Source organism: Peloplasma aerotolerans (assembly GCF_030012175.1).
GTDB classification, from domain to species: domain Bacteria; phylum Bacillota_I; class Bacilli_A; order Acholeplasmatales; family Acholeplasmataceae; genus Peloplasma; species Peloplasma aerotolerans.
In genome coordinates this window covers 15,856-29,281 of the sequence record NZ_JASCXW010000026.1, presented here as the reverse complement: position 1 = coordinate 29,281, position 13,426 = coordinate 15,856, and the positions used below count along the sequence as shown (strand labels likewise).

Annotated in this window: 13 protein-coding genes; 3 read left to right on the top strand and 10 right to left on the bottom strand. The window is 33.1% G+C overall.

Going from position 1 to position 13,426, the window contains the following annotated elements:
- Positions 1–76: 76 nt before the first annotated feature.
- The 10 genes from QJ521_RS07430 to QJ521_RS07385 all read right to left on the bottom strand — a co-directional run bounded on the left by QJ521_RS07430 (position 77) and on the right by QJ521_RS07385 (position 9,984).
- Positions 77–646, bottom strand: a complete 570-nt coding sequence (locus QJ521_RS07430; protein ID WP_282839824.1) for an NUDIX hydrolase — start codon at positions 644–646, stop codon at positions 77–79.
- Positions 647–661: 15 nt separating this feature from the next.
- Positions 662–1,960: a 23S rRNA (uracil(1939)-C(5))-methyltransferase RlmD gene (gene rlmD / locus QJ521_RS07425; protein WP_282839823.1), complete on the bottom strand. Its 1,299-nt coding sequence runs from the start codon at positions 1,958–1,960 to the stop codon at positions 662–664.
- A 77-nt stretch (positions 1,961–2,037) separates the two neighbouring features.
- Positions 2,038–3,279: a lysophospholipid acyltransferase family protein gene (locus tag QJ521_RS07420; RefSeq protein ID WP_282839822.1), complete on the bottom strand. Its 1,242-nt coding sequence runs from the start codon at positions 3,277–3,279 to the stop codon at positions 2,038–2,040.
- A 160-nt stretch (positions 3,280–3,439) separates the two neighbouring features.
- Positions 3,440–4,609 (bottom strand): glycine C-acetyltransferase, encoded by a 1,170-nt coding sequence (locus tag QJ521_RS07415; RefSeq protein WP_282839821.1) that lies wholly within the window; start codon positions 4,607–4,609, stop codon positions 3,440–3,442.
- Positions 4,610–4,620: 11 nt separating this feature from the next.
- Positions 4,621–5,658 carry an L-threonine 3-dehydrogenase gene (tdh, locus tag QJ521_RS07410; RefSeq protein ID WP_282839820.1) on the bottom strand — a complete coding sequence of 346 codons (1,038 nt, stop codon included), beginning with the start codon at positions 5,656–5,658 and terminating at the stop codon, positions 4,621–4,623.
- Positions 5,659–5,744: 86 nt separating this feature from the next.
- Entirely contained in the window at positions 5,745–6,893 is a 1,149-nt protein-coding gene (locus tag QJ521_RS07405; protein ID WP_282839819.1) for a lysophospholipid acyltransferase family protein, read from the bottom strand.
- 9 nt (positions 6,894–6,902) lie between these two features.
- Positions 6,903–7,439 carry an NUDIX domain-containing protein gene (locus QJ521_RS07400; protein WP_282839818.1) on the bottom strand — a complete coding sequence of 179 codons (537 nt, stop codon included), beginning with the start codon at positions 7,437–7,439 and terminating at the stop codon, positions 6,903–6,905.
- Between the two features lie 13 nt (positions 7,440–7,452).
- Positions 7,453–8,550 carry an endonuclease/exonuclease/phosphatase family protein gene (locus QJ521_RS07395; protein WP_282839817.1) on the bottom strand — a complete coding sequence of 366 codons (1,098 nt, stop codon included), beginning with the start codon at positions 8,548–8,550 and terminating at the stop codon, positions 7,453–7,455.
- 29 nt (positions 8,551–8,579) lie between these two features.
- Positions 8,580–9,134, bottom strand: a complete 555-nt coding sequence (locus tag QJ521_RS07390; protein WP_282839816.1) for a Fe-S-containing hydro-lyase — start codon at positions 9,132–9,134, stop codon at positions 8,580–8,582.
- Positions 9,135–9,144: 10 nt separating this feature from the next.
- Entirely contained in the window at positions 9,145–9,984 is an 840-nt protein-coding gene (locus QJ521_RS07385) for a fumarate hydratase (RefSeq protein ID WP_282839815.1), read from the bottom strand.
- Between the two features lie 171 nt (positions 9,985–10,155).
- Here QJ521_RS07385 and glmS point away from each other — a divergent pair, with 171 nt between their 5' ends.
- From glmS to QJ521_RS07370, 3 genes are read left to right on the top strand one after another with little or no spacing between them, the layout of a single operon-like run.
- The gene (gene glmS, locus QJ521_RS07380) at positions 10,156–10,566 is read left to right on the top strand and encodes a methylaspartate mutase subunit S (protein WP_282839814.1); all 411 of its coding nucleotides are present in this window, start codon (positions 10,156–10,158) and stop codon (positions 10,564–10,566) included.
- Positions 10,563–11,945 (top strand): methylaspartate mutase accessory protein GlmL, encoded by a 1,383-nt coding sequence (gene glmL / locus QJ521_RS07375; RefSeq protein WP_282839813.1) that lies wholly within the window; start codon positions 10,563–10,565, stop codon positions 11,943–11,945. The genes glmS and glmL overlap by 4 nt, the downstream gene beginning before the upstream one ends.
- Before the next feature lie 10 nt (positions 11,946–11,955).
- Positions 11,956–13,425 (top strand): methylaspartate mutase subunit E, encoded by a 1,470-nt coding sequence (locus QJ521_RS07370; protein WP_282839812.1) that lies wholly within the window; start codon positions 11,956–11,958, stop codon positions 13,423–13,425.
- Position 13,426: the final 1 nt, after the last annotated feature.

Below are 13,426 nucleotides of genomic sequence, written 5' to 3'. Positions count from 1 at the left end.
TTACTTATTCTATATATAATTATACACGAAACATTGATTTCATCAATTAATTAGATTTTTGATATTTATTAACAACTTACTTTTGCTGCTTTCTAATCTTTTCTATTTCGTGAAATGCTTTTAAATAAACAGGCTTCATTCGTGCTTCACTGACATAATCAATCACTTCACTAATTAAAAACCATTTTACACCACTATTTTCAGCATGATTAATCAATAATGGATCATTTTCATCAGCAATCAATAAGAATGTTGCATTTAAATGAAGATGATCTGGAACATACAAACCATTTTTTATATGATTTTTGACATAGATAACATCAACTGTAAAAATCTGATCACTATAAGGCACTACATGTTTCACACCTGTTTCTTCTTTTGCTTCTTTAATGGCTACTTCTAATAAATTGGGATTCCCATCATTATGTCCACCAACCCATGCCCATGAATCATAGATATGATGATATGCAAATAGAATCTTTGTCATCTTTTGATTTAAAACGAAAGCCGAAGATGTAATATGCCCTGCCAAGTTAGTTCTATATAATGCATCATCATTTCTCTTTATAAAATTTAAGATGAGTTGTAGGTCTTTTGATTCTTGCTCATTTTTTGGTTGATATTCTGCAAATAATTTTTTATACATATGATTTACCTTTAATTATGATTTCAGTTTCATATAAACAATACTTTCTAAGTGTTGTGTGTTAATAAACATATCAACAGGTTGTACCTCAACAACATCATATTGCTCTTTTAAGATATGGATATCTCTAATTTGTGTGATTGGTTCACAAGAAATATAAACGATCTTTTTAGGTTTAACCTTCAATACTGCTTTGATAAAGATTTCAGTCGCTCCATCTCTTGTAGGATCCATAATTAAAACGTCGATATGACCTTCATAGCTTTGAATAAAGTGCTCAACATCATCATGATGAAAGTAAGCATTATTGATACCATTTAACTTCATGTTAAATAGTGCATCTTTATGTGAACTATGATTGGATTCAATCGCAATCACTGATTGAGCTTTTTTGGCTGCTAGAAGCGATATTGTCCCAATCCCTGAATAAGTATCCATCACAATATCATCTGCCTTTATTTCTGCATATTCAAGTGCTTTATGGTATAGTTTCATCATCTGAACTGGATTGATTTGATAAAAGGATTTAGATGACAATCTAAACTTAATACCATCAATTTCATCATCGATGTAACCTGAGCCATAAATGATTTTTTCATCATCGACTAAAACAAGATTTGTTTTTCTATGATGAATATTTTGAATAACAGTTGATACTTCTGGATGTTTTTTTATGATATCTTGAGCCATTTTTTTAGCATTAGGTAATAAGTTACCATTTGTTACAATGACAAGCAACATCTTTGATGTATGATAAGACTTCCTAATTAAGACATGTTTGATAATACCTACATTTTTATCAATGTTATAGGCTGACATTTTATATTGATTAAAAGTTGCTTCTACTGTTTTTAGGACACGATTTGCTTGTTTATCTTGGATATAACAATCTAGAAATGGTAATACTTTTTTACTTTGTTCTTGATATAGTCCTAAGCGAACTTTGCTTTTGACAGTCGTTGCTGTTGCAACTACTTTATGTCGATAATGCAAAGGTTTTTCAGTTTTAATTAAATCATTGATCTGAGTTTTTATATTGTTTTTGAAATATAATGTTTTAATAAACGATTCTTTCATTCTAACTTGCTCATCGTATTTGATATGTAGAAAATCGCAACCTCCACACTCGTAAAAAATCGGACAAATGACTTTTGCGCGATGGATCGATGCTTCAATAACATCTTCAGGTAATATGATTCTATTTTTCCGATTAACAAATGTTGCAGTTTCACCTGGTAATAAATATCTTACCTTGAATTGGTTTTCACATACAGATTCTGTTAAATCGTTTATTTTCAAACATTTGATTTCCATTAGTTTCCTCTACTATTAATTATAACATTAAAAACAAAAAGGACATATGTTTTATGAAGTGCCCTTAATGGTTTTCATTAACTATTTTGTAGTTTTTCTTTTTCTATTTTGTACAGTTCTTCAGTTGCAAAATGCATTTTAGTAACTATATTTTTATGATTCAAAGGATAAATATAATAAGAATTATCTAACGTCGAAATATCAATACAATCCCCTTTGCCTAAATAGTCATACTCAATATGTAAACTATACATAGCAAGAGGTTCTTTAACAATCAATAAAGGTTTTCCTAATTCATCACCTTCAACTCTAAAACCATTTAAATCATGTATCAGTTTCCCCTTACCTAATGGCATATATCCTTTAGCATTAGGCAACGCTTCAATCCTCACTTCATCTTCAATAGCATAGGTTTTCTCTTCTATTTGTTTGCTAACTTGACTTCTTTCAAACTCATACCAATCAGGAATATGTGAAAACTCAGTGACACCTTGGTTTGCTTTCAATTGTCCATAAACATCCATTGTATATGATTTCCCACATGCATTGCACCACAATTGATCTTTATCTGAATCCATCTGGGATTCAGCTAAACAGCTCGGACACTGATATAACACTTGATGCAATCCTTTTGCTCGATTTGCAAAATCAATTTTAATTTGATGATCTTTTTGCCACTGATATTCATCATAAACAAAGGCATCATGGATACGTCTATTGATTTCATCAACCGATAATACTTTGATCTCATCTTTAGTAATAATTTGTGTCAAATCGGCTGCAAGTGGAACTTTACGCATTGCTAAATTCCATTGTGGTTGTGTCAAATAGTTACCATGCATATTCAAAACTGCAACTGGCTGTTTTAAAACTTTAACCATCTTAGCTAATGAGTCAGGTAATATAGCTGTCGTTCCTACAAGTGTATATCTTGCTTCAGGGTATATCGCAACAATGTTTTTCAACTCTTCTAATGAATACTTAATTTGCTTAAACAATTTCAAATCATTCGTAAACTTTCTTTTACAAATCGCACCAACATTACGGAGTAACCATTCTCTACCTATAAAGCCATCAATAGCAACGATGTAGTTAGCTCTTCTAGGAAATATTGCAGCTGTTGTGACTTTAAAATCTATAAATGCATGATGAGTTGCTAAAAGAATATATGGAGGCTTCAGCCCCTTCATATTGACTTTATTGACTATTAACTTTCTTTTCCATACCGTAGGAAAACTTAATAAATAAGCAAGAGGTGTAAGAAAAAACTTTTCTTTGACTGGCTTTTTATCTAAATCAAAACGTTTGACTTGATCCATAAAGTGTATGTCTCCTATTTTTTAGTGTATGTGATGACAAAACAAAAGATCCTAAATCTAGGACCTTTTTGGATATACGCATCAATGATGAATCCAATCTATGGGTTAGATTTATATATTCATCATATCATGATTTCAATATTTTAATTGATTTTTAAAATTAAATAATACTTAAATCCTTCGCTGTTTTGTAGATAATATCTACAGCTTGATCAAGTTGTGCTTTTGTGTGAAGTGCTGATACCATGCAACGAATGCGTCCCATACCTTTTTGTACTGTCGGAAAGACGATTCCTGATACATAAACACCACGTTTAAGTAATTCCTTTGAAAAAGCCATTGTTTTACTCTCTTCACCAATCATAATAGGTGTAATTGGGGTTTCACTATGCCCGATATCAAATCCATATGATACGAGTTTGTTTTTAAAATATCTTGCATTGTCCCATAACTTATCTGTATACTCAGTAGATTCTTCTAGCATTTTAAAGGCTTCAATAATTGCTGCTGCAGCACCTGGCATTAATGCTGTAGAAAACAGTAATGGTCTTCCTCGATGTAATAACCATGCTCTGCTTGCTTTTGAACCAGCAACATAACCACCGACAACACCAATCGCTTTAGATAAAGTTCCAATAATAAAATCGACTTGTCCATGTAAACCAAAGTGGTCAACAGTTCCACGCCCAGAATTTCCTAAGACACCTGAACCGTGTGCATCATCGACATATGTTAATGCATTATATTTTTTAGCTAATTGAACAATTTCTGGGAGTTTTGCAATATCGCCATCCATTGAAAAAACACCATCTGTAATGATTAAGACTTGTTCAAATTGATCTCTTTTTTCTTTTAAAATACTTTCTAAAGCTTCCATATCCGAATGTTTATAAACTGCACGACTTGCCTTTGATAAACGAACACCATCAATAATAGAAGCGTGATTTAACTCATCTGAAATGATTAAATCCTTTTCTGATGTAATTGCTTGAATGACACCAGCATTGCACGCAAAACCGGACTGAAAAACGGTTGCTGCTTCTTCATGTTTAAAATTTGCAATCACTTGATCTAATGTTTCATGAATATCCATATTACCGACAATTGTACGCACAGCTCCTGCACCAACACCATATTTTTCAATTGCATCAATTGCAGCTTTTTTAAGTCTTGGATGGTTTGCAAAGCCTAAATAATTATTCGATGATAAGTTAATAACATCTTTTCCATTTAAACGGATAACAGCTTCACAAGGACCTTCGTTAATAGGAAGTTCACGATAAACACCACTATCTTTTAACTCTTGAATCTTCAAATCTAAATAAGACATAACTTCCTCCTTTAAGGTATTAAGACAACTTTTCCGCTATTTCCTGACATCATCACTTTCATACCTTCTTCAATATCTGTCAACTTAAATGTATGTGTAACAATTTTTTCTAAATCGAGTTTCCCGCTTTGTACCAACCCTGTTACTTGATGCCATGTATCAAACATAATACGTCCCACAACACCATAAATGGTAATCCCCTTAAAGACTATATCGTTTGATAAATCAATATCAATATTAGAATCAACGATACCTAACATTGACATTTTACCACCAGCTTTAACATACTTAAATGCTTGTTCAATAGCAGTTTTATTACCCGAGAATTCACCAACTACATCAACACCCATACCATTTGTTTCTTCTAGTACGCGTTCGATAACATTTTCTTTTAATGGATTAATAACGACATCTGCACCTAATTCTTTTGCTAAATTAATTCTATAATCATTAACTTCAATGGCAATCACTTTGCTTGCTCCAACAGCTTTTGCTACGTTGACACCCATTAATCCAATAGGACCACATCCGACAACTGCTACTGTTTTACCTATAATATCAAAATGTAACATTGTATGAACTGCATTCCCTAATGGTTCTTGAATCGATAAGTATTTAGGGTCTATATCTTTACTGTTAATAATTAAGTTATCTGCAGGCATTTTTGCATATTCCGCAAAACAACCATCAGTATCAACACCAATAATCTGTGTGTTTTTGCAAATGTGATACTCCCCTCTTCTGCAAAACTCACACTCACCGCATACAATGTGTGTTTCTGCTGATACCACATCTCCAACTTTTACTTTTCTCACTTCGCTACCAACTTCTATAACTTCACCACAAAACTCATGCCCCACAGTTAGTGGAGGCTTAATTCTGCCTTGGCTCCAACGATCCCATTTATAAATATGAACATCTGTACCACAAATCGAGGTTGCTAATACTTTAATCAAAACCTCATTCGATTTTAGTTCATTTGGAATCTTTTTTCTAGTAATCTTAAATCCAGGTTCTCTTTTTTCTTTAATAACGACAGTCATATCCATGTTTAAGTTCTCCTTATTGAATTGATCGTATCTTTACTTCTATTATATACCCAGCAAGACATTAATATCTAGAGCAATTTTGATTTTTAGTATTTATCTTGCGCAATCCTTAAAAATGCTGCACCATACTGGTCGAGTTTAATTAAATAGTTTTTTTCTTGATATATAAAACCGAAATCTCTTCTTAAAGTAATGGTCGCATTTTGGACTTTTTCTAGCGGGATGGTTTCCTCATAATTGCCTGAAATAAAAAATGTTTTATGCTCATATTTTAGCTTGATTCTACCCAATTCATCAAGTGAGTTATCTTCCTCGTGTAGATGATACAACTCACCTTCTGTTTCCAAAACTGAATCTCTTAAAGCTTTAGTAAAGCCTTTTTGATAGTTATCCCAATCAATTAAGTTATCATACTTAAAGTTTTGAATAAATCCATATTGATCGATATATCCTTCATGGTTACACTTTCTACATTTGATTTGATTGCTTTTTGTCTCTAAAGTATGAATACCTTCACACATTGGACATACATAAACTACATTTTCTAAACCCTCAGCAAGCTTTTTACCTGGATGAGGTATCATAACTTCTCTTTGATAATTATAGTCATTATGATATAAAGCTGACTTAACAATCTTTGCAATTTCTTCAAGTGATAACTCTTTTACTTTTTCTTTTGGAATCAGAATTTCATAATGAAATGATGCTCTGCGATTCTTTCTTTTACCTGTAGCCCATCTAGGTTTAGATAAATAGCCACCTTTTACTTTGCACACAACAACATCAAGATTTAATTTCTTAATCAATTTCATTGTTGATGGCTCTATATATCCAGTTTCTCCATAGAAAGTTGTATCACCTTCAGGGAAAATTAAAATAGGATAACCTCTTTTAACTGCTCCAATTAAATCTCTAACTGTTGATGTATCACTTTGACCCTTTGATTTAGCAATCACATGTGCTACTTGAGTTACTAGGAATTTTGTCGCATTCTTTTTGAATAATGTATGACTGGCAACAATAAAAGGAACGTTTTTAAAACGTAAGGGAACGTGAATTACATCAAACATAAATGTATGATTAGCAAGCATAATAAAAGGTTCTTTGCGTTTAAAACTAATTCCAGGACCTAGATGTGTTTTTCTTTTTGTATCCATACGCATCCATAAATACACAAATGGTCTTAATATAGATAATAAAATATCTTGTTGACGATCAATTCTACGTTTCTTCATAAGTGATTCCTATTCGTAGCTTAAAAGATAATGCTGCAAAGCTATTAATGTCTTTCCATCAGTGATGGATTGACTTTTTAATAATGTAGATACCTCATCTTTATCTAAGTATAATATTTCAATAAATTCATCTTCATCTGAAACTCTTGGATTGTCTTTTTTTATACAATCAAATGCAATAAAGATTTCTAATGCCTCATCACTATAACCTAAACAAGGATGAAGGGTGTAAAGATGTTTAAAGTTTGAAGAAACATAACCAGTTTCTTCTTCCAACTCTCTTTTTGCACATGTTAAACCATTTTCATTTTTATCATCTTTTTTACCAGCAGGAATTTCAATGGTTATGTGTCCAACAGGATAACGGAATTGCTTTGTTAAGATGATTTTCCCATCTTCTCTAATAGGCAAAACAGCAGCGCCACCAGGATGCTTAATATAGACTCTTTGTGTTATTTTTTCATTTGACAAGATGACCTCGTCTTCGTATAACTCTAAAAATGAACATTCGTAAATTTTTTGACTTGACTTCTTTTTCTCTATCATCATATCCTCTTTCCTATGGGAGCAATCTAATCTTCATTACAACAGGATTATGATCTGAATGCTCAAAACCTAAATCAAGTGTAACGGCTTGATTCGTATCTTGTGACTCAAAGTATTTTTCGACAGTTATATTATCTGAAACGATAAATCCATCAATTATATAATATTGAGTATTTTCATGATTAGGATCATACGGTTGATTTAGTAATCTACAACTTGGTGTTGTAACATCAACTTGAAATGAAAACCCATTGGGTAAGAAATTGTCTTCAATTGGGTAAGCAACATAATAGTCTTGAATGACTTCATAAACTCCGACAGCTTCAGGAAATGTTTGATTAAAATCTCCACCAACGATTACATAATTTCCTTTTTCATATTCAGCTTCCATAAATGCTTTTAAGAAATCCATTTCTTGTGCTCTTAATGAACCGTCACCATCATATGCTGACATATGAAGGTTGACGATAACTAACTGTTTATCTGAATCAGTGATATCTAGATATGAAACCATCATCGCTCTTTTTAAGTTAGCAACCCGAAGTGGCCAACTAAAAGCACCTGGAAACTGAAGTCGCTCACTTGACTCTACTGCAAAATTGACATAAGTTGCTAGTCCACTTTTCACATAACCAATATGTTCTGAAAAAGATACTGGAAATGGAACAAACATAACATTAAAATTGTAAGCGAACTGTGTACTATAATCATCGCCTAAATGTCCAGCAATGCTTTCAACTTGTTGAATAGAATAACTTCTTCTAGCTTTTTGATCAACTTCTTGAAGTAAATAAAAATCTGCTTGATACTCAGACAAAATAGACTGAATACCTTCTAGATATTCTAACACAGTCTCTTTACTATCTGGTCTTCCACTTTTTCCACCATCCATCACAAAATCTTCATCTTTTCCAAGACCTGCATAACCAATATTAAAAGTCATAAAAGTTAAAGATTCGTTTAATGAAACAGTTTGTGTTTTATTGTTTAAGATATCCACATCTTCAATATCATCAGGTCGGTATTCAAAAATCGTTAAAACAGCAATAAAAAGTCCAACAATACAAAAAACGCCTATGAAAAGCTTAATAATCAATTTTACAATTTTCATGCATTTTCCCCTTACATTAATGGATTGGTTTATTCTATATCTATAGTTTGATACTTCTTAACTTCATCTTTTACTAAATTGCCCCCATAAATATCATAGGTAACAATCGCTGGAAAATCTTCAACCTCTAATTTGTGTATGGCTTCTGGTCCTAAGTCTTGATATAAAACAACTTCACTTTTTTTAACTTTTCTAGATAACAAAGTTCCAGTTCCACCTATAGCTTGAAGATAAACTCCTTTTTGATCAATCATTTGCATGATAAATTCATCACTACGATCGCCTTTACCGATCATCACCTTTAATCCTTTTTGCATTAAAGGTAGTGCATAAGCATCCATTCGATAACTCGATGTGGGTCCACATGAGCCAATTGGTCGATTTTCTTTAGCTGGTGTTGGTCCCACATAATAAATAACTTGTCCTAAAAAATCTATAGGTAAAGACTTACCTTGTTCTATCGTTTCTACTAATCTTTTATGTGCAGCATCTCTACCTGTATAAACCGTACCAGAAATATAAACAATATCTCCAGCCCTTAAATTTTCTATATCTTTTGCCAAAATTGGTGTTGTTAATTTCATATATAGCCTCCTAAATCGTTTTTTCTTTATGTCTTGATGCATGACATTGAAGATTTACTGCGACAGGTAATGAGGCAATGTGACATGGATAAGAGGCAATTTTAACAGCTAATGCTGTTGTTGATCCACCAAATCCCATAGGTCCTACACCTAACTTATTAATTTCTTCTAATAATTCGTTTTCCAACTTTGCTAAAACAGGGTCAGGATTCACATCGTTTAAGTCGCGCATAATTGCTTCTTTCGCCAATAATGCTGACTTTTCTAAATTCCCACCTAACCCAACACCAACAATAAGCGGTGGGCAAGGTTTTCCTCCAGCATAAAAGATTGTGTGCAAAACAAGTTTTTTAATACCCTCAACACCATCTGATGGAATAAGCATTTTAACTAAACTCATATTTTCACTACCTGCTCCTTTTGGAGCTAGCGTTATTTTTATTTTGTCACCAGATACAAGCTTAACATGAATGATTGCTGGTGTATTATCGTTTGTGTTTCCACGTGTAATAGGATGTTTAACAATTGACTTACGAAGTAACCCTTCATGATATGCTTGTCTAACACCTTCATTAACAGCATCATATAGATCACCATTTAAATGGACATCATATCCGATTTCCATAAAAACAACGACCATACCAGTGTCCTGGCACATCGGTTCTTTTGTCTTAGAAGCAATCTCATCATTCTCAATTATTTGCTCCATAACATTTTTCCCAATATCAGATTTCTCGTTTTTTATAGCTTCTCTCAACTTATCTATAAACGATTCACCGATATCGCAATTTGCATCTAAAGCTAACTCTTTTACTGTATCAGTTATAAGACTTACATCTACATTTCGCATAGTTTTCACCCAATCTCATTATATCATTAAAATTCTTTAACACAAAACCTTTAGAAAACGAGTTTTTACTGTTGTAATTTTGTTCTAATTGTATTAAAATACAAGTGTATGTAAGCGTTTTACTTTTTTTTGCAAAAAATGCGCTAATTTGAGTGTCTACCGGAGGAAAAAATGAAATCAATTGTTATTGGAGTTATTGGAGCTGATGTTCATGCTGTTGGTAATCGAATCATCGAATATACGTTAACACGTGAAGGATATAATGTCGTCAATGTTGGAGTGTTATCGTCTCAAGAAGATTTTATCAACGCAGCGATTGAGACATCAGCTCGTTTAATTTTAGTTTCTTCTTTATATGGTCATGGTGAACTTGACTGTAGAGGAATGAGAGATAAGTGTAATGAAGCTGGTTTAGATGATGTATTATTATATGTCGGGGGAAATATTGTTGTTGGAAAACAAGATTTTAAAGAAGTTGAGAAACGCTTTAAAGATATGGGTTTTAACAGAGTCTACCCTCCTGGGATCACGATCGATGATGTAATCGATACCATAAAACTGGATTTAGGAGACGCATCATGAGAAACTACTTATTGGTAGATTTTGGTTCAACTTTCACTAAATTAACTGCCGTTGATTTGGATAAAGAAGATATTATTGCAACATCAAAAGCAATTACTACAGTCGACACCAATATTATTGATGGCTATGATAAAGCATTAAAACGTTTATATCAAAAAATTGGTGAGAAAATAGAATTTGAAAAAGTGATTGCTTGTTCTTCTGCTGCTGGCGGTTTAAAAATGGTTGCGATTGGACTAGTAGAGGAATTAACAACAGAAGCTGCAACACGAGTTTGCCTAGGCGCTGGCGCAAAGGTTGAACTTGTTTTATCACACAATATAAACAATGCTGAAGTACAAAGCATATTAGATAAAAAAATCGATATCGTATTACTGGCCGGTGGGGCGAACGGAGGAAACAAGGAGTGTGTGATTCATAACGCTAAACAACTTGCAAAATCCGAAGTGAAAGCACCCATCGTTTTTGCTGGAAATAAGGATGCATCTGATGAGATTATTGAAATTCTTTCTGCTGCAAAAAAAGATTTTTATATATGCGAAAATGTGATGCCAAGATTAAACGTTCTTAACATTAATAGTGCAAGAGATCAAATTAAAGAAGTCTTTGTTAAAAATATAATTGAGGCTAAAGGCATTAAAAAAGTTGAAAAAATTATCGACCGTGTTATTCTACCAACTCCAAATGCAGTTTTAATGGCTGCAGAACTTTTATCTAAAGGTTTTGATGATGAAGAAGGCTTAGGAGATTTAATGATTGCTGACTTAGGTGGAGCAACAACAGACATCTATTCAATGGCTGATGGCCTACCCACACAAATGAATGCATTATTAAGTGGGCTTGAAGAACCTTTTGCTAAACGAACTGTTGAAGGTGATTTAGGTATGCGTTATTCAGCATTAGGTGTATTACAATCAATGAGTGCAGCAGAAATTAGTCACTGGAATAAAGAAGGTATCGACATCGTCATGGAAGCAACCAAAAGATTTGAAGATATTGAATTTATATCCGAATCTGATCATGACTATATCGTTGATGATATTATTGCAGCTAAATGTGTTGATACTGCTACATCAAGACATATCGGTACTTTAAAAGGGGTTTATACACCAATGGGGATTATGTACTACCAAGTGGGTAAAGACTTAACAGGTGTTAAATACTTTATTGGAACTGGTGGCGTTATTATCAGTAGTAGAGATCCAATCAAAATATTACAACGTGCTTCAAAAACGGAATCTAAACCCATGGAACTTAGACCGGGTAACCCAGATTACTTATTAGATAAGGATTATATTTTATCTGCTATGGGTCTTCTTTCGGTGGACTTCCCTGAAATAGCGTTAAAAATCATGAAAAAACATATTGTAAAAATCTAGGAGAAAAATCATGCAAGTTGTAAACAAAAAATGGTCATTAGAAAAATTTCTAGAAGTTCGTAAAGAAGTTCTATCATCTTGGCCAACAGGTAATGATCCATTATTAGATTTAGATGTTGCTGTCGAAAATCTAAAAAAAGTTCCACCACACAAAAACTTTGCTTTAAAATTGATTGAAGCGAAAAATCAAGGTAGAACTTATATTCAACCAAGAGCAGGAGTTGCTCGATTAAAAGAACATATTGATTTAATGCGCCACTTAGATGCAGCTGGTGCTGATTTTTTGCCTGCAACAGTTGATTCATATACAAGACATAATCGTTATCAGGAAGCTGAAGAAGGTATTAAAGTTAGTGAAAAAGAAGGGCGTTCATTGTTAAATGGATTTCCAATTGTCAATCATGGGGTTCAAGCATGTAAAGATGTTTTGGATGCAGTTAACGTTCCACTTCAAGCAAGACATGGGACACCTGATGGAAGATTATTAGCAGAAATTATTCATGCTGCTGGTTGGACTTCAAATGAAGGTGGCGGTATTTCTTATAACTTACCTTATGCCAAAAATATATCTTTAGCTGACTCTATTTATTACTGGCAATATTGTGATCGTTTAGTTGGATATTATGAAGATCATGGTATTCATATAAACCGTGAGCCATTTGGTCCTTTAACTGGAACATTAGTTCCACCATCAATTGCAATTACCATTGGTATCATCGAAGCACTACTTGCTGCTGAACAAGGTGTTAAAAATATAACCATTGGTTATGGACAATGTGGTAATGTCATCCAAGACGTTGCTGCAATCCATATGGCATTAGAACTTTGTGAAGAGTATTTAAAAGATCAAGATTATAAAGATGTCGTCGTCACAACAGTTTTCCATCAATGGATGGGAGGATTCCCTGCTGATGAATCTGCAGCTACTGGATTAATTGCTATGGCTTCTACTGTTGCTGCACTTGCAGGTGCAAACAAAATGATTACGAAGACACCTTATGAATCAATAGGTGTTCCAACAAAAGAAATTAATGCTGTTGGTATTAAAGCTTCTAAAATGGTTGTTAATTTATTAAAAGACCAAAAAATGAAAACTTCAACTCCATTAAAACTTGAGAAAAAACAAATTAGAAAAGAAGTTGAATGTTTAATGAAGATGGTCTTTGAACTTGGACAAGGAGATGTTGCTGTTGGCGCTATCAAAGCATTTGAGTTAGGCGTTATTGACGTTCCTTTTGCACCAAGTAAACAAAACATGAATAAAATACTTCCAGCAAGAGATAATGAGGGCTGCGTTCGTATTCTTGAATTCGGCAACTTAGGCATGACACAAGATATCAAAGAATTTCATAAATCAAAACTAGATGAAAGGGCGAAAGCTGAGGGAAGACCAATAACATTCCAAATGACTGTCGACGATATTTATGCAGTTAGCAACGGACAATTGATTGGCAGACCAAAAATAGGAAGTAATCATTAAT